Source organism: Streptomyces rubellomurinus (assembly GCF_000961885.1).
In the GTDB taxonomy this organism is placed as follows: domain Bacteria; phylum Actinomycetota; class Actinomycetes; order Streptomycetales; family Streptomycetaceae; genus Kitasatospora; species Kitasatospora rubellomurina.
In genome coordinates, this window is the sequence record NZ_JZKH01000034.1 from 64,335 (window position 1) to 80,200 (window position 15,866).

19 protein-coding genes are annotated in these 15,866 nt (G+C 75.7%); 8 read left to right on the forward strand and 11 right to left on the reverse strand.

Features of this window, described 5'->3' with window-relative positions; translation table 11 throughout:
• Positions 1-4: 4 nt before the first annotated feature.
• Positions 5-1,030 carry a DMT family transporter gene (locus tag VM95_RS18195; protein ID WP_167352935.1) on the reverse strand — a complete coding sequence of 342 codons (1,026 nt, stop codon included), beginning with the start codon at positions 1,028-1,030 and terminating at the stop codon, positions 5-7.
• A 267-nt stretch (positions 1,031-1,297) separates the two neighbouring features.
• Here VM95_RS18195 and VM95_RS18200 point away from each other — a divergent pair, with 267 nt between their 5' ends.
• The gene (locus tag VM95_RS18200; RefSeq protein WP_045698004.1) at positions 1,298-1,561 is read left to right on the forward strand and encodes a dsRBD fold-containing protein; all 264 of its coding nucleotides are present in this window, start codon (positions 1,298-1,300) and stop codon (positions 1,559-1,561) included.
• A 154-nt stretch (positions 1,562-1,715) separates the two neighbouring features.
• Here VM95_RS18200 and VM95_RS18205 read toward each other — a convergent pair whose 3' ends face one another.
• The 3 genes from VM95_RS18205 to VM95_RS18215 all read right to left on the reverse strand — a co-directional run bounded on the left by VM95_RS18205 (position 1,716) and on the right by VM95_RS18215 (position 3,477).
• Entirely contained in the window at positions 1,716-2,009 is a 294-nt protein-coding gene (locus VM95_RS18205; RefSeq protein ID WP_045698007.1) for a hypothetical protein, read from the reverse strand.
• Between the two features lie 85 nt (positions 2,010-2,094).
• Positions 2,095-2,865, reverse strand: a complete 771-nt coding sequence (locus VM95_RS18210) for a hypothetical protein (protein WP_045698010.1) — start codon at positions 2,863-2,865, stop codon at positions 2,095-2,097.
• Between the two features lie 66 nt (positions 2,866-2,931).
• Positions 2,932-3,477 carry a DUF6817 domain-containing protein gene (locus tag VM95_RS18215; RefSeq protein WP_107073002.1) on the reverse strand — a complete coding sequence of 182 codons (546 nt, stop codon included), beginning with the start codon at positions 3,475-3,477 and terminating at the stop codon, positions 2,932-2,934.
• A gap of 173 nt (positions 3,478-3,650) precedes the next feature.
• On the opposite strand from VM95_RS18215, the gene VM95_RS18220 reads away from it, so the two are divergent.
• From VM95_RS18220 to thpR, 3 genes are all read left to right on the forward strand, one after another.
• Positions 3,651-4,748 (forward strand): serine hydrolase domain-containing protein, encoded by a 1,098-nt coding sequence (locus tag VM95_RS18220; protein ID WP_045698012.1) that lies wholly within the window; start codon positions 3,651-3,653, stop codon positions 4,746-4,748.
• Positions 4,745-5,533, forward strand: coding sequence for a MerR family transcriptional regulator (locus VM95_RS18225; protein WP_045698014.1), 789 nt, complete (start codon positions 4,745-4,747; stop codon positions 5,531-5,533). The genes VM95_RS18220 and VM95_RS18225 overlap by 4 nt, the downstream gene beginning before the upstream one ends.
• A 337-nt stretch (positions 5,534-5,870) precedes the next feature.
• Entirely contained in the window at positions 5,871-6,488 is a 618-nt protein-coding gene (gene thpR, locus VM95_RS18230) for an RNA 2',3'-cyclic phosphodiesterase (RefSeq protein WP_045698016.1), read from the forward strand.
• Between the two features lie 21 nt (positions 6,489-6,509).
• Here thpR and VM95_RS18235 read toward each other — a convergent pair whose 3' ends face one another.
• Positions 6,510-6,884, reverse strand: coding sequence for a hypothetical protein (locus tag VM95_RS18235; protein ID WP_045698018.1), 375 nt, complete (start codon positions 6,882-6,884; stop codon positions 6,510-6,512).
• Positions 6,885-6,967: 83 nt separating this feature from the next.
• Positions 6,968-7,861, reverse strand: a complete 894-nt coding sequence (locus tag VM95_RS18240) for an alpha/beta hydrolase (RefSeq protein ID WP_045698020.1) — start codon at positions 7,859-7,861, stop codon at positions 6,968-6,970.
• Positions 7,862-8,056: 195 nt separating this feature from the next.
• Here VM95_RS18240 and VM95_RS18245 point away from each other — a divergent pair, with 195 nt between their 5' ends.
• The gene (locus tag VM95_RS18245; protein WP_045698060.1) at positions 8,057-8,551 is read left to right on the forward strand and encodes a MarR family transcriptional regulator; all 495 of its coding nucleotides are present in this window, start codon (positions 8,057-8,059) and stop codon (positions 8,549-8,551) included.
• Here the strand turns inward: VM95_RS18245 and VM95_RS18250 are convergent.
• Positions 8,526-9,452: an AEC family transporter gene (locus VM95_RS18250; RefSeq protein WP_045698022.1), complete on the reverse strand. Its 927-nt coding sequence runs from the start codon at positions 9,450-9,452 to the stop codon at positions 8,526-8,528. The two genes, VM95_RS18245 and VM95_RS18250, sit on opposite strands and share 26 nt — an antisense overlap.
• A gap of 242 nt (positions 9,453-9,694) precedes the next feature.
• Between VM95_RS18250 and VM95_RS18255 the strand changes: the two genes are divergently transcribed.
• Complete coding sequence (locus tag VM95_RS18255; RefSeq protein WP_045698024.1) at positions 9,695-10,156, forward strand: HD domain-containing protein; 462 nt, start codon at positions 9,695-9,697, stop codon at positions 10,154-10,156.
• An 84-nt stretch (positions 10,157-10,240) separates the two neighbouring features.
• Here VM95_RS18255 and VM95_RS18260 read toward each other — a convergent pair whose 3' ends face one another.
• The 3 genes from VM95_RS18260 to VM95_RS18270 all read right to left on the reverse strand — a co-directional run bounded on the left by VM95_RS18260 (position 10,241) and on the right by VM95_RS18270 (position 13,429).
• Positions 10,241-10,735 (reverse strand): hypothetical protein, encoded by a 495-nt coding sequence (locus tag VM95_RS18260; protein ID WP_045698026.1) that lies wholly within the window; start codon positions 10,733-10,735, stop codon positions 10,241-10,243.
• 198 nt (positions 10,736-10,933) lie between these two features.
• Positions 10,934-11,305: an aggregation-promoting factor C-terminal-like domain-containing protein gene (locus tag VM95_RS18265; protein WP_244178831.1), complete on the reverse strand. Its 372-nt coding sequence runs from the start codon at positions 11,303-11,305 to the stop codon at positions 10,934-10,936.
• Positions 11,306-11,812: 507 nt separating this feature from the next.
• A complete protein-coding gene (locus VM95_RS18270) occupies positions 11,813-13,429 on the reverse strand; it encodes a carboxyl transferase domain-containing protein (protein WP_167352936.1) in 1,617 nt (538 codons plus the stop codon).
• A 315-nt stretch (positions 13,430-13,744) separates the two neighbouring features.
• Between VM95_RS18270 and VM95_RS18275 the strand changes: the two genes are divergently transcribed.
• Together VM95_RS18275 and VM95_RS18280 are read left to right on the forward strand one after the other, a co-directional pair.
• The gene (locus VM95_RS18275; protein ID WP_045698030.1) at positions 13,745-14,137 is read left to right on the forward strand and encodes a ribonuclease; all 393 of its coding nucleotides are present in this window, start codon (positions 13,745-13,747) and stop codon (positions 14,135-14,137) included.
• 250 nt (positions 14,138-14,387) lie between these two features.
• Positions 14,388-14,936: a universal stress protein gene (locus VM95_RS18280; protein WP_045698033.1), complete on the forward strand. Its 549-nt coding sequence runs from the start codon at positions 14,388-14,390 to the stop codon at positions 14,934-14,936.
• 32 nt (positions 14,937-14,968) lie between these two features.
• Here VM95_RS18280 and VM95_RS18285 read toward each other — a convergent pair whose 3' ends face one another.
• A complete protein-coding gene (locus tag VM95_RS18285; protein ID WP_045698035.1) occupies positions 14,969-15,694 on the reverse strand; it encodes an alpha/beta hydrolase family protein in 726 nt (241 codons plus the stop codon).
• Between the last annotated feature and the right edge of the window lie 172 nt (positions 15,695-15,866).

A 15,866-nucleotide genomic window follows, 5' to 3' on the forward strand; every position in this document is an offset into this window, starting at 1 on the left:
CCGGCTAACCTCCCTCGTCCCGAGGAGGGTTGGGGTCGCCAGGTCGGTCGGGGCCGGTGCCCCCGCCCGGGCCTTCGCCCTCGTCCCCACCCGCGCCCTCGTCCTCGTCCTCGTCCTCGTCCTCGTCGGCGCCGTCCGGGCCCTGCTCGGGCGGTGCGCCGATGCTCTCCAGGGTGTCGTAGACACTGCCCGGCATCGCGGGGTGGCGGCCGATCACGATCACCCCGATCACGATCGCCAGTAACCCGGCCGACTGCCAGGCCAGCGCGCCCGGAGTGACCCGCAGCCGGTCGCCGAGGAAGCCCACCGCGCAGGCGATCCCGGACAGCGGCTGGGCGGCGGTCAGCGCGGGCAGGGACATCCGCAGCGGCGCCACCTCGAAGGCGCTCTGCACCAGCAGCAGCCCGACCACGCCCGCCGCCACCACCGCGTACGGCTGCCAGCTGCGCAGCACCGCGTCCAGCCCCTGGTGGTCCAGGCGTTGGGTGGTGGTGCGGGTGAGGGCGTCCTGCAGGCCGTAGAGCAGCCCGGCGGCGAGCGCCAGCAGGGTGGCCTCCTCCAACAGCGGCAGCCGGCGGGCGAGCGAGACCAGCAGCAGGGTCAGCCCGACCACGATGCCGACCACCAGCCAGTGCCGCAGTTCCCCGGCGGGCGCCCCGCCCCCGGTGGGCTGCCCGGCCACGATGAACGCCGTCACACCGAGCCCGAGCAGCAGCACGCCGGCCCAGCCGGAACGGCCGAGGCTCTGTTTGGTCAGCACCCGGGAGAGCGCCATGGCGAACAGCAGGTTGGTGGTCAGCAGCGGCTCGACGAGGGAGACCTCGCCCTTGTTGAGGGCGAGCGCGGAGAGGATCAGCCCGCTCACCATGAAGCCGGTGCCGAGCAGCCACTCGGGCATCCGCATCAGGTCGAGCAGCAGCCGCCACCGCAGCAGGTCGGCACGGGGAGCCCGCTGCGCCGCGTGCTGCTGGAGGACGAAGCCGAGCCCCAGACAGCAGGCCGCGCCGATCGCGAGGAGGAAGACCGCCACGGTGGGACCGCCAGGTTGTCGCTGCCGGCGCCGCGCCCGTGGGTCCGCGCCGGGGTCGGTCGGCGGTCGCGGCGCGCCTCCGTCAGCGTACCGCCGGGGCGTCGGCCGGGCCGCGCGAACGGCTGACCGCGGGGCCCGTAGCGGCGGGCGCGGCCGCGCTTGCCGCTACGGGCGGGGCGGGCGCACGCTGGTGTGAGCGGCCGCCACGGGCCACCGCCCGTGCCGGCCCCGACAGCCGCGACGGGGGCCGGCGCCAGGAGGTATGGCATGCACAACCAATGGGAAGTGGAGCTGAGTTTCGAGGAGGACGGCGTGCACACGGCGTGCGACGCCCGACTCACCGGAGCTCGGGCGCCCGGCCTGAGCGCACACGGGGAGTCCGTGAAGAGCGCCGACGACCGCCCGCTCGCGAGGATCGGCGAGGAGGTCGCGGCCTCCCGCGCCCTGGAGGAGCTGTCCCGCAAGCTGCGGGCCCAGGCCACCGGGGAGATCGACGACGAAGGGCACCGCCCGGGCTACCTGATCTACTGAACGGCCGCGCGGACGCGCCGCCACCCGCCGCCGGTCAGCTCCAGGGGTTGGCCGGCCGGTCGTTGACGGTCGGCCGGAGCCGGGTGTCGGCCGGGAGGCCGGGTGCCGGCCGGACGGCGGCCGAGCGCACCGCCGCCTCCCACCCCGGGACCTCCTACGGCCGCGTCTCCGTCAGGTGGGCGAGGCGGTACCCGGCGTCCACCGCGTCGAGGAGGCCGCGTTCGGCGTCGGCGCGGGCCGCGGTCGGGGTGGCACCCCGCCAGCCCTCGGCCGCGAGGGCGCGGGGAGTCAGCTCGCCGGCGACGAGGCGCCCGGCGAGGCGGCGGAGCGCGGGCGAGTCCAGGCCCGCCGCGAGCAGCCCGGCTGCCGCCATCGGCGGCTCCTCGGAGGGGACGAGCCCGGTGACGTACTGCCAGGTGAGCGTGTGCAGCCGGTCCGTGCCCGGCATGGTGCCGTAGGCCGGCGCGGGCCCGCCCGGGGTCTTCGGGCCGGGCGGGCCCGGGCGGACCCGGGCGGAAGGTGTCGGACAAGCCCTAGCTGCGCCACCAGGGCGGGCGGATGACGTCGTCGGCTTCGACGGCGCAGTTGGTGCCGCTGACCACCTCGCGGGCGGCGAGGTCCCAGCCGACCACGCCCGGGGCGGAGCGGTCGAGTTCGACGACGCGGGCGCGCTGCGGCCCGGTGCCGGTGTTGACGTCGCAGCTCAGGACGCTCGTCCAGGAGCGGCCGTTCAGCGCGGCCGAGACGGCGAGGGCGGGCAGGACGACCAGGGCGAGCAGCAGGGCGGCGACGCGGACGGCCTCGGCCGCCCGGGGACGGAACGAGGTGGCGGGGCGGCCGGTGCGGTGACCGGTGTCGGCGGAGCGGGCGCCCGTCCGGTACTCGGCGACGACGCCGAGCCGCAGCAGGTAGCCGAGCGCGCCCGAAGCCACGCCCCACCACAGGCCGTTGAAGGCTCCGACCACCACTCCGGCCGCGAGCGGGACGATCGACGCGGCGGCCGCCGTCGTGATCAGGGCGCGCTCCCGGTGGCGGGCGGCGCCCCCGTGGGCGGCCCGGTAGGCGTAGGTGAGGTGGCAGGCCACGGCCGCCAGGACGGCGGCGAGCACCGGTTCGGCGAGGAACATGCCGATGACGACGTCGACCCAGTTGGCCGGCCCCATGGCCGACAGGGCGTCCCGCGCGGCGTCGCCCCCGCCGAGCGTCCAGGCGAGCTTGAGGACCGGGATCGCGAACAGTACGGCCGGGGCCATCACGTGCTCGGCGCTGGCCCGCGCCCCGCCCCTCGCCTTGGCTCCGCTCATCCGGCCAGGCTACGGCTCCTGCCCCGCCCCGCCGGGACGCCACCGGCGCGGCAGACGGGCGGTTCGTCAGCTCTCCCGGCCGGGCTGCCCCAGCACGCCGAGGCAGTGCGCCCAGGCCGGTTCGGACAGCAGCGGCCGCCACCGGGTGAAGAGGTCGAGGAGGTCGGCGCCGTAGCGGGCGCGGGCCTCCGGGCTGACCGCGGCGATGTCCAGTTCGTTGGCGGCGGTGAGTTCGGCGAAGTCGCGACGGGCCCCGAGGTCCGGAAACACCGGGGCGCCGGTGAACCGGTCGACGAACGTGCCCCGCTCGTCGGCCAGTTCGCGGTAGGAGGATGCCCGGTCGCAGGAGGCGTAGAAGTGGACGAGCGCTTCGGCCTCGGCGCCGATCGCCTCGACCAGTTCCGCCCGGCGTCCGAGGTCCAGCAGCGCGACCGGGAACCCGTCGGTCCCGTAGAACGCGTGGCACAGCCCGGCCGACACCAGCGCCGGGCGGGCGCCCCAGGAGGCGAGCAGCTCGCCGACGCGCCGCAGGTGGGCCAGCAGCGTTCCGCCGGGGTGTTCGATCGTCTCGGCTCCGGCCGCCCGCAGGATCGTCAGGGCCTTCGCGGTCATCTCTTCGTCCACCCGCTCCATGATCGTCGCCCGATCGGCGATCGACCACGTTCGTGCGGCGGAAGGCGGCTGTGAGCCGGATCACGGTTGAGGTTGACCTCGGGTCAGGGTGGAGGCTCCTCGCAACGGCGCGACGCCGACCAGGGCGCGGGCCATCGATGTGAGGAGACAGCATGTCCACCAACCTTTCCGACCGTCCGCAGGACCGTCCGGAGCTGCAGGCGGCGATCGAGGAGCTGGTCGGGTCCGGCTTCCTCGGCGTCCAGCTCCGGGTGAACGACGAGCGGGGCGCGTGGGTCGGCAGCGCCGGTGTGCGGGAACTGGGCGGGAGCGCCGCGCCGTTGACGGACGGGCACGTCCGCATCGGCAGCAGCACCAAGAGCTTCGTCGCCACCACGGTGCTCCTGCTGGTGGCCGAGGGCCGGATCGGCCTGGACGACCGGGTCGCCGACCACCTGCCCGAGTTCGGTCTCGACCGGCGGATCACCGTGCGGATGCTGCTGCAGCACACCAGCGGGATCTTCAACCACACCGGCGAGCTCTACGAGGACGGGACGATCGTGTTGGGCGTCCCCTGGCAGGGCAAGGAGTGGGTGGACAACCGGTTCCGGACCTACCCGCCCGAGGACCTGGTGCGGCTGTCGCTGTCCCGCCCGGCCCGGTTCGAGCCGGGCGCGGGCTGGAGCTACGCGAACACCAACTACGTGCTGGCCCGGCTGGTGGTCGAGCGGGCCACCGGCCGTCCGTTCGCCGAGGAGCTGCGGCGGCTGGTGCTGGAGCCGCTGGGGCTGACCGGCACCGTGGCCCCGGGCGCCTCGCCGGAGATCCCGGAGCCGCACAACCACGGCTACTACCGCTACGAGGACGCCGGGCGGCAGCGGACGGTCGACGTCACCCGGCAGAACCCGTCCTGGGTCGGAGCCGGCGGCGACATGATCTCGACCACCCGCGACCTGCACACCTACTTCTCCGCCCTGATGGCCGGCCAGCTCCTGCCGGAGGCCCTGCTGGCCGAGATGCGCACCCCGGAGGAGACCGTCGGCTACGGCCTGGGGGTGTTCGCCCAGGAGACGGCGGGCGGCACCGTCTACCACCACAACGGCGCCACCATGGGCTCGGCGGCGCTGATGTACGGCGCGGCGGACGGCAGCCGGACCCTCACCGCCGGGCTGACCTGGGTGGACGACGCCGACCTGTCGATCGCACCGGCCTTCCAGGCCGCCCAACAGCGTTTGGTCGACGCGGTGTTCTGCGGCAAGCTGGCCCGATGACGAACGGGGTCACGAACGGAGTCACGATCGGGCAGGCGGCGGCGTTCGTCGGCGTCACGGTGAAGACGGTGCGGCACTACCACAAGCTCGGCCTGGTGATGGAGCCGGAACGGGACGGCTCCGGCTACCGGCGCTACGGCTCCGACGAGTTGCTGCGGCTGGTGCAGGTGCGGACGCTGGCCGCCGCGGGCGTGCCGCTGGCCGGGATCGGGCCGATGCTCGACGCCGACGCCGCGCGGTTCGACGCCGCGCTCGCCGACGTCGGGCGCCAGCTCACCGAACGCATCGACGAGTTGGTCGCCCGCCGCGACACCCTGCACCGGCTCGCCGACGGCGACCGGGCCCTGCTGCCCGACCGCGCTTGCGCCGTGCTGGACCGGATGCCCGGCCTCGGCTTCGACCCCGCCTACGTGGCCGCGCAGCGCGAGGCCCTGGTGCTGGCCCGGGCGCTGGTCCCGGAGGCCTTCGACGGCTTCCTGACCCAGCTCGAACACGGTCTGGACGACCGCGAGTACGTCGACCTGGCCAAGCGCGGCTGGGAGGCCCAGAGCTGGGAGCCGGACGACCCGCGGATCGAGGAACTCGCGACCGCCATGGCCGACCGCTACCTCGCCAACCCCGCCCTGCTGGGAGACCACGCCACCCGCCAGGCCTGGGCCAGGGCCTCGGCCCAGTACCAGCTGATCAACCACCACCGCGAGGACCGCGCCCCCGTGGCGGCCCGGCTGACCGCGCTCACCGAGGCCGGGCTCCGTTCCGCCGGCGTCGGCATGCCGCCCCGGTGACGGCCGGGAGGACGGTGCGGATGATCCGATCCGTTCGAGCTCCACGGCCCGCCCGGTCCAACCGGTCCGCCCGACCGGGGCTCACGGTACGAGCGGTCATGGCGTGCCCGGTTCCCACCGCTCTCCTCGCTGTTTCCGGCTGCGGGGGCGACGAGCCGTCGATGAACCCGGGGCAGGCGGAGGAGAAGGTCAGGTCGTACGCCTCCGGGCGACGGGCGACGGGCGACGGGCGACGGGCGACGGGCGACGGGCGACGGGCGGTGGGCGACGGGCGACGGGCGGTGGGGCGTGGGGGGTGCCGGTTGGCGGGCGGTGGCGGGGGTGTTAGACATCCCTTGTGGACGATCACCCTGAGCCCTCGACCCTGCGCGTCTTCGTGGCGCTGGCTCCGCCCGACGATGCCAAGGACGAGCTGGCCCGGGCCCTGCGGCCCGCGTACGCCGGGTACCCGCGGCTGCGGTGGAACCGGATCGAGGACTGGCACATCACCCTGGCGTTCCTCGGCGAACTGCCGTCCACGGCGGTGCCGTTGCTGCGGTCGGCGCTGGCCGGCCTGGCGGCCTCGCATCCCGCCCCGCGGCTGGCCCTGCGGGGCGGCGGCCAGTTCGACGAGCGGCTGCTGTGGAGCGGGATCGACGGGGACCTGGAGGGGCTGCACCTGCTCGCCGAGGACGTGCGGGAGCTGGTCCGGTCCTGCGGGATCGCCTTCCGGGACCGCCCGCTGCGGCCCCATCTGACGCTGGCGCGGGCCCGGCGCGACGATGCCACCAGCGTGCCGCAGGCGGCGGCCGGGCTCAGCGGGTTCGTGGGGCGGGCGTGGCAGGCCGAGCGGCTCCACCTGGTCGGCAGCAACATCGGCCGTGGGCCCGGCCCGATCCGGTACCGCGACATCGAGTCCTGGCGACTCGGCGCCGCGGTCCGGGCCGGGCGCGACAGTGCCCCGGCCGGGCCGTAGCCGACCGGCGGACGCCCTGCGTCACAGCGGGGTGAGGATGTCCTGGTGGGCCCCGTCGAGGACGAGGCCGTTGTCCAGCCGGACCCGGACCGTCACCCGCTCGCCCGCCTCCCGGTGGGCGGCCCACTGCGGCTCCAGCGCGGCGATCTCCGTCTCCAGCCGCTGGCGGCTGGCCGCCGGCATGGTGTGCCCGTAGTCGTCGAGCAGCGCCTTGAGGCGCTGGTACTCGCGGACCTCGTGGCTCTCGGGGAGTTCGCCGTCCACGCGCTCGACGGTGCCCTCGATCCCGGCCGCGAGCGAGAGGAACCCGACGACGCCCGCGGGTTCCCCGGCGAGCGCCTCGCCGATCCCGAGGTCCTCGGCCAGCCTGACGCGCCAGCCCGCCTCCAGGGTCATCCGTCCTCCGCCTCTCCGTCGATCAGTGCCGTCGATCACTGCCGCCGGCGCAGCAGGCCACGGTACCGGACCCCCGGCCGGTGTCAGGTGCGGGCGGAGTCGGCGAGGAAGGCGGCCACCTGCTCGTTGACCCGGGCCGCGCCCGTCATCGGCAGGTTGTGGTGGGTGGTGTCCGGGACGACGGCGACGGTGGCGGTCGCCAGCGCGGAGCGGGCGGCGGCCGCGACGCGCCGGGCGTCGTGGGTGTGGCTGTGCTCGGCGAGGAGGGTGAGGACGGGGTGCACGAGGGTGCGGAGGCGGGCGGGTGCGGGACGGGGGCCGGTGACGACCCGGGAGGCGGGGAAGTCGGCGTAGCCGAGGGCGTAGAGCTCGCGCCAGTCCGGGTCCAGGTGCCCGCTGCCGCCGGACTCCCAGTCGAGGTAGCGGCGGGCCCGGGCCGGGGTGCGGCGGGGGAGGAAGAGCGGGAGGGCGTGCAGGAGGTAGCCGGGGCGGAAGCCGGCGAAGCACTGGGTGGGGTCGAGCAGGGCGAGCCGGCCGACCCGGGCGGGCGCGTGGAGCGCGTACTCCAGGGCGATCCAGGCGCCGTAGGAGTGGCCGCAGAGGTCGGCCTCGGTGGCGCCGAGGGCGTCGAGCACGGCGTCCAGCCAGCCGAGCAGGCCGGGGACGCCGCCGAGCGGGGCGCCGTCGTGGACGCTGCGCCCCGGGTCGCCGATGAGGTCGACGGCGAGGACGCGGTGGCCGGCTCCGGCCCAGGCGGCGGCGTTGGCGAACCACGTCGTGGAGGTGGCGCCGCCGCCGTGCAGGAGGACGAGCGGGCGGCCGTCGCGCGGGCCGCAGGCGTTGATCCGGGTGGTGCCGTGGGCGGTGCGGACGGTGACCGCCTCGACGGGGACGGGCCAGCGGGCGAGCAGGGCGTCGTAGGCGGCGAGGAAGGCGGCGGTGCGCTGGGAGGGCGGGCGAACGGGTGTGCCGGACATGGGTGTGCCTCCGCGGCGGGCATCAGGGCATGATGGGGTCACTCGCAGAACAAGTATCTCGCTCAGCGAGAGAATAGTGGCACATGCGTGCCCGGGACGGAGAAGAGGGTGTCCGAGACCCCACTGCCGGCGGAGTCGGCGAAGACGGAGTCGGCGGAGACGGAAACAGCGGAGACGGCGACGTCGGCGGAGCCGCTGCGGCTGGTCCACCTGCTGCGCGCGCTGACCGTCGAACTCGACCTGTTCGGCGCCGAGTTCGCGTCGCGGAACAAACTGCACCCGACCGACCTGCGGGCGCTGATCCACCTGCTGGACGCCGCCCGGGCCGGCCGGGTGGTCACCCCCGGCCGGCTCGGGGAGGCGCTGCGGCTCAACTCGGCGGGCACCACCGGCCTGGTGGACCGGCTGGAGCGGCTCGGGCTGATCCGCCGCGAACGCGACCCGCGGGACCGGCGGCGGGTGCACCTGGTGGTGGAGCAGCGGGCGATGGAGCTGGGGGAGGGCTTCTTCGGCGGGCTGATCGGCGAACTGGTCGCGGCGATGGGGGAGTTCGAGCCGGCCGAACTGGCGACCGTCCGGCGCTTCCTGGAGACGGTGACGGAGGCGGTGACGGGGGCGGTGACGGGGGCGGTGACGGGCGCGGTGGCCTCGGCGTCGCCGGGGGTCAGGACGGCCCGAGGGACCAGCTGATCACCGACAGCGTGGCCATCGACACCAGCGTCGACCAGAGCACCGCGTCCCGGGCGAGCCCGGTGGCCTGCCCGTACTCGCGCGCGTAGGTGTACACGTTCTGCGCGGTGGGCAGCGCGGAGAAGAGCACCACGGTGAGCAGCTGGTGCGTGGACAGGTGCAGCAGCGGACCGGCGACGGCGAGCGCGGCCAGCGGCTGGACGAGGGTCTTGACCGCGACGATGAACCCGGTCTCGGCGAGCCGCGAACGGCCTTCGGCCGGCGGGCGGTTGTGCAGCGACATGCCGAGGGCGACCAGGGCGGTCGGCACGCCGGCGCCGCCGAGGAGTTCGGCCGAGTGGTTCAGTTCGGCGGGCAGGTGCAGGCCGGTCGCCGAGGCCACCGCCCCGAGCGCGGTGGCCAGCAGGATCGGGTTGCGCAGCGGCAGGGTGACCAGCGCCCGGCGGCCGGCCGCGCCGCTGTCCAGCACCGCCAGCACGGCGGGGGTGACCAGCAGGATCTGGAACAGCACCACCGGCGCGACGAAGGAGGCGTCGCCCACGACCTGCATCGCCACGGGTATGCCGAGGTTGGCCGAGTTGACGTACCCGGAGGCCATGGCGCCGATCGCGAGTTCGCCGCCTTTGCGGCGGAACAGCAAGCGCCCGGCGAGCAGCCCGAGGCCGGTCGCGGCGGCGGTGCCGGCGGCGAAGGCGAGCATGGAGGGGTTGGCGAAACGATCCAGCGGGGTGCGGGAGATCATCAGGAACAGCGCGGCCGGCATCGCCACGTGGAAGACGAACTTGGTCAGCACCGCCTCCGCCTGCGCCCCGAGCAGTCTGCTGCGGCCGACCAGGTAGCCGACTCCGGTGAGCGCCCAGATCGGGGCGAAGCCGGAGAGCAGCGGGTGCAGGGAAGGCATGGTTCCTCGGATCGCTCGGAGGGGACGGCCGGGCGGGGTGGGCGGCCGCGGTGGTGCCGGTGGTGCCGGTGGTGCGGATGGTGCAGGCGGGGATCGCCCGCCCGGGGCAGTAAACCAGTGGCCGTCCGAGGACCGACCGGCGCCCCGGGTGCCCGCCCGGGCGTCCGCGCTCGGACCCGCGCTGGGACCCGCCCGGGATCCGCCCTCGGCCGGGCGTCGAAGACGGCCCCTAGGATGGGCGGATGGAGGATGACCGCTACCTGAGCCTGTCCGAGGTCGAGACCGTCGCGCGCCGCGCCCACCAGGGGCAGGTGGACAAGAACGGGCATCCGTACGCCGAGCACATCGCGGCGGTCGCGGGCGGGACGGCCGCACGCGGCGGCAGCGAGGCGCAGATCGCGGCGGGCTGGCTGCACGACACCGTCGAGGACGACCGGTTGAGCCGCGAGTGGCTGGCCGGGGCGGCACTGCCCGAGGAGACCAAGGCGATCGTGGACGCGCTCACCCGCCGCCCCGACGAACCGGTCGAGGAGTACGCCGCGCGGATCCTCGCCACCCCCGGCGCCCTGCTGGTCAAGCGGGCCGACCTGGCCCACAACTCCGACCCGGACCGCCTCGCCACCCTGCCCCCGGCCACCGCCGAACGGCTCGTCGCCAAGTACGCGCGGATGCGCGAACTGCTCGGCCTCACCGGCGAACTCTGAGCCCACCCTGGCCGGTTGGGCGGCGTGCCGCCCGCAGTCGGCGGGCCCCGGGCGCGCCGCGCGCCGCCGAGCGCGGCCGGGTGGTCAGGGCGCGAGCGGCGGAGGGCAAATCCCGGGGGTCAGCCACACGCCGTGGGTGGGCGGCAGGAGCAGGTGCAGGCCGTGCGCCGGGGCCACGTTGAACAGCAGGTCGGCGGTGCCCAGGGCGCCCAGGGCGAGCGGCGCCAGCAGGAGGCCGGCCACGGCGCGCACCCAGCGGGGGCGGCCGCGGAGCAGGGAGTGCGGCGCCCAGAGGCCGGCCGCGAAGGCGGCGAGGTAACTGGAGAGGTAGCCGAGGGCCTTCACCAGCGGGGTCAGGAAGTCCGGATCCGGCCCGGGATCGTTCGGCCCGGGGCCCGGCGGGTCGCACTCCAGGGCGAAGGGGATGGTCTGGTGGACCGTCACCAGGGCGAACACGCCCAGGACGAGGCCCGCCGCCAGCGTGCCGATGGTGAGCAGGCGCCACCACCAGTGCGCGGCGGGTGCCGTAAGGTCCGGTCTCCGGTTCTGGTCGAGCCGGCCGATGGTGCGTGCGGACATCGTTCCCCCTGGTCGTTCAGGAGCGGGGACGGTGTGCGCCGCCGCGCGGTTCCCGGGAGGCGGCGGGAGAACGCGACCGGGCCCGGCCCCGCGCGGATCGCGCGTGGGGCCGGGCCCGGTCGGGTCACCTCGGGAGTCCCTGTCCGGCCCCCGGGGTGAGGGGGGAGTGGTCAGGTGCGCCGGTGCGGTGGGGGCGGCTTAGTACCAGTGGTTGGCCTGCCAGAAGTTCCAGGCGGCGTTCGGGCTGCCGTAGCGGGAGTTCATGTAGTCCAGCGCCCACTTGATCTGGGTGGCCGGGTTGGTCTGCCAGTCCGAGCCGGCGGAGGCCATCTTGGAGCCCGGCAGCGCCTGGGCCAGGCCGTACGCGCCCGAGCTCGGGTTGGTCGCGGTCACGTTCCAGCCGGACTCGTGGCTGATGATCTGGTTGAACGAGGCCAGCTGGTTCGCCGGGACGATCTGCGCGGCGACGGTCTGCGGGGTCGCGGCGTTCGCGGCGGTGGCGGGCAGGACGGCCGCACCGAGGCCGGTCAGAGCGGCGGCGCCGGCGAGAATCGCGGCGGAAGTGCGCATACGGAGCTTGAGAGTGGGCATGTAGAACAAGACCTCAATCAGGTTGGGCCGGGTCACGCCCCGCCCGGGACCGTGGCCGGACAGGGGCCGATACGGTCGCGGGGCGTGACTCGGCAGCAAGCCGTTCACCGGCGGGACAGGTGCCGGTGCGGCTGACGACTGGGCAATTGTTGCCAGACGGGATCGGCCGTCGCCAAGACCCCCTCGTTACGACGCGGCGTCGTACGGGGGGTGGGCGCCGTCGATTCGAAGGCGGGTGGCGCGGGCCGGTCGAGGCTGCTCCCGGGCTGCCTGGCCCCGCTTCGGTCGGTCGGGCGCGGGCGCGCCGGCGACCACTATCGGGCGTCGTGGATGCGGTCGGGGTGTGAGCGCACTCACCGTTTGGCGCCCGCGGCCGTCACGCGCCCGACCCGGCGGCGGCACTTTGCGTACTGACGATCTCGGTCCCGGTTGAGACCGGCGCCACACCGTTGGTGCGACCGGGGCCACCCCGTGGGCGGCGCGGGCTCAGCGCGGGTCGCCGAGCCGCCGGTGCCGGACGGCCCGCTCCGCCAGCCGCCGCGCCTCCGGCGTCGCCGCCAGCGCGCCGAGCGCCGTGCCGACCGCCCGGCCCAGCCGCGCGCAGAACGCCGCCGGCTCCTCGGCGGCGTCCGGCAGCTCCGGCACCACCTCGTCCACCAGCCCCACCTCGGCCAGGTGCCCGGCGCCGATGCCCTGGGAGCGGGCCAGCTCGGGGGCGTGCGCGCCGTCCCGGTGGACGATCGCGGACGCGCCCTCGGGCGGGAGCGGCGCCAGCCAGGCGTGCCCGGCGGCGATCACCCGGTCCGCCGGGAGGAGCGCCAGCGCGCCGCCGCCGGATCCCTGGCCGAGCAGGACGGCGAGGACGGGCGTGCGCAGCGCGAGCAGGGTGGTCAGGCAGTACGCGATCTCCACCGCGATGCCGTCCCGCTCGGCGTCGGCGGAGAGCTCGGCCCCGGCGGTGTCCACCACCGTGACCAGCGGCAGGCCCAGCTGTTCGGCCAGCCGCGCGGTGCGGCGGACGGCCCGCAGGTCGGCGGCGGTGAACGGCCGCTCGTGCTCGGGGGTGCGCCGTTGCTGGCCGACGACCAGGACGGGCCGGCCGCCGAGCACGGCGAGTGCCCGGACCAGCGCGCCGCCGCGCCCGCCGGGGGCGTCCAGCAGCACCAGCTCCTCGGCGGTGTGGCGCAGCAGCTCGCGGGTGCCCGGGCGGTCGGGGCGGCGGGTGCGGAGGACGGAGTCCCAGGCGTCGGTGGGCTCGGGTGCGGTGGCCGTGTCGGTCGTCGTGAGCGTGTCGGTAGAAGGGGCCGTGTCGGTAGAAGGGGAGGGGAGAGGAGAAGGGGACGGCGGGGGCGGCGCCGCGGCCAGGACGGCGAGCGTGCGGCGGACCAGCTCGCGCAGCTCCTGCGGCGGCACCACGGCGTCCACCAGCCCCCGCTCGGCCAGCGTCTCCGCCCGCTGGACGTCCGGCGGCAGCTCCACGCCGCGCAGCTCCTCGTACACGCGCGGGCCGAGGAAGCCGAGCCGGGCGTCCGGCTCGGCGAACACCAGGTGGCCGAGCGTGCCCCAGGAGGCGAAGACCCCGCCCATGGTCGGGTTGCGCAGGTAGGTGAGGTAGGGGAGTCCGGCCGCGCGGTGCGCCTGGACGGCGGCGGTGATCCGCAGCATGCAGAGGAAGGCCGCCGAGCCCTCCTGCATCCGGGTGCCGCCCGAGACGGGCAGGGCGAGCAGCGGCAGGCGTTCGGCGGTGGCGCGCTCGACGGCCCGGGTGATGCGTTCGGCGGTCGCGACGCCGATCGAGCCGCCGAGGAAGCCGAACTCGGAGGCGACGAGGGCGACCGGCCGGCCGTCGATCAGGCCGACGCCGGTGAGGACGGCCTCGTCCAGCCCGGTGCGGGCGCGGGCCCGGTCGAGCGCGGCGCGGTAGTCGGTGTCGGCGGGCGGGCCGGCCGGGGGCTCGTCCCAGCCGCGGAAGCCGTCCGGGTCGACCAGCAGGCCGACGAGCTGGCGCGCGGTCAGTGCGGCGGCCGGCGCCGCGGTCGGCGCCGAGCCCTTGCCGGTCCTGCTGCCCGTGTTGCGGGGACCGCCCGTACCACCCGTGCTCATGCACACTCCGTCAGAGATCGTTCCGGCTCGACACGATCCGTCACTCTATGCGGCGGGGGCGAGGTGGGGCCGGAGCCGCCCGAAGGTGTGAGGAGGCCGACAGGGCGGGGCCGGGGGAGGCGCGGGAGCGGTGATTCCGCTAGTTCGACGCCGGTCGACCCTTGGGCCGCCCGGGCGGTTCGTGGACGCCCCTGGAGGAGGTCGTCGTGGGTTCGGAGTACTGGTCAAGTCGCTGGTCGGACACGGGAGTTACCCGTGGGTTAATTGTTGGCCGGGAGGCTTCCGGAGTTGACCGTGGCCCGCCACACTGGGGGCATGACTCGCACTCTACGCGCGTGGAAGACCCGCGCCGCCGCCGTCGCCGCCGTCGCCATGATGACCCTCGCGCCCGTCGCCGTCGCGACCGACGCCCACGCCGCCGTGAGCGGCACGGTCTGTCTCACCGCCCTCCCGCAGGAGGCCGACGACACCCTCAACCTGATCGCCTCTGACGGGCCGTTCCCGTACAGCCAGGACGGCGTGGTGTTCCAGAACCGGGAGCACGTCCTGCCGACCCAGTCCTACGGCTACTACCACGAGTACACCGTCATCACCCCGGGCGCTCCGACCAGAGGCGCCCGGCGGATCATCACCGGGCAGGGCGACCAGGAGGACTACTACACCGGCGACCACTACGCCACGTTCTCGCTGATCGACCAGAGCTGCTGATCGACGCCCCACCGGATCCGCCCCTCCCGCGTGCGTTCCCGCCGCGCGGTCCCGGCGCGCCTCGGCGCCGGGGCCGCACGGCGGGGCCGCCGGGGTGCCCGGGGCGGGGAGGCTCCGGCCGTACGTCAGGGACGCGTACGGAACGCCCGGTGCCGCGTCAGGGCCGTGTCAACGGGCCTCGGCCCGGCAGCCGTCCGCCGCTTTGCTGGGGTGACGGTTCGGCGATGCGGGCGGAGAGGCGGTCCAGGCCATGAAGGACAGCGGGGCGGGCGGGGCGAGCGGAACGATCCCGGCGGAGAGCCGGATCGTGGTCGGCGTCAGCGGCTCGCTCGGCAGCATCGCCGCCCTCCACCACGCCGCCGCCGAGGCCCGCCGCACCGACGTCGAACTCCTCGCCGTCCTGTGCTGGACCCCGCCCGGCGACGAGCTCGGCTACCGCCGCACCCCCTACCCGCCGGCCCTCACCGCCGGCCGCGACGCCGCCGTCGCCCGGCTCCGCCAGGCCCTGGACGAGGCCTTCGCAGGCCACCACGCCGGAGTCCGCCTGCGCTGCCAGGCCGTCCGCGGCGACACCGGCCGCACCCTGGTCGGCTGCGCCGACCGCCCCGACGACCTCCTCGTCCTCGGCGCCGGCCACGAACGCGGCCGCCTCTCCCGGCTGCTGCGCCCCTCCGTCGCCGCCTACTGCGTCCGGCACGCGACCTGCCCGGTGCTCACCGTCCCCCGACCCGCCCTCCAGCGCGACCTGGAGGAGCTCGAACGCGGCCACGGCCTGCGGCAGTCGGTCACCGGGAGCTGAACCGCCCGGCGGGAACCGCCGGACCGGCCGCCCTACGACACTCCGGCGGCCGCGGCGATGGCGAGGGCGGTCCGTCGGCCGGCGTGGACGGCGGCCGGGGCGGTGGCGGGGAGGCAGCGGCGGGCCTCGGGGCTGTACGCGGTCATCACCACGCCCGCGTGGTCGGTGGGGAGTTCGAGGTACGAGGCGGTCGGTGCGGCCGCGCGCAGCTCGCGCGCGTGCGCCACGTCGACCACCTCGTCCGCCGCGCCGTGCACCAGGTGGAGCGGGACGGGGGAGGGTCGTGCGGCCAGGGCGGGGAGCGTGGCCTCGCCCGTGGTGGCGGTCGGGGTGTCGTAGCGGCCGGCGATGCCGACCACGGCGGCGGGGCGCAGGTCGGCGGGGGTGTCCGGATGGGTGGCGAGGCCGACCGCCTCCTTGGCGCCGAGCGACCAGCCGGCCAGGACGAGGCGCTCCCCGCCCCCGCCGGCCCCGTCCCCGCCGAACTCGGCCGCGGCGCGGCGGGCGTGGGCGAGCGAGGCGAGCAGGTCCGCCCGTCCGCCGTCCGGCAGGTGGGGCCGCCAGTCCGGGACGAGCACCAGCAGCCCGAGGTCGGCGGCGGCCCGGGCGAGCGGCCGCAGCACGTCGCGCTCGTCGGAGCCGCTGCCGTGCCAGAGCAGCACGACGGGTACCGGCCCCGGGGTGCCGGCCGGCGGGCGGTGGACGTCCAGGAACTGCCCGTCCGCGTACGGGACGGACTCGGGGAGGGGGGTCGTCATGAGGGGTTCGCCTCGATTTCGGTGGGCGGCTGCTGAACTGCTAGTGTTCCTCATGTCGCGAGGGAGATGATCTCTCGTCAGGCGTCAGTGGTGCTACCAGAGCACGTCCCACTTTCAGTGGGGAGAGTCCGTGCGACCCGGGCCTGGCGCTCCAGTTCGGACGAGGTCCGGT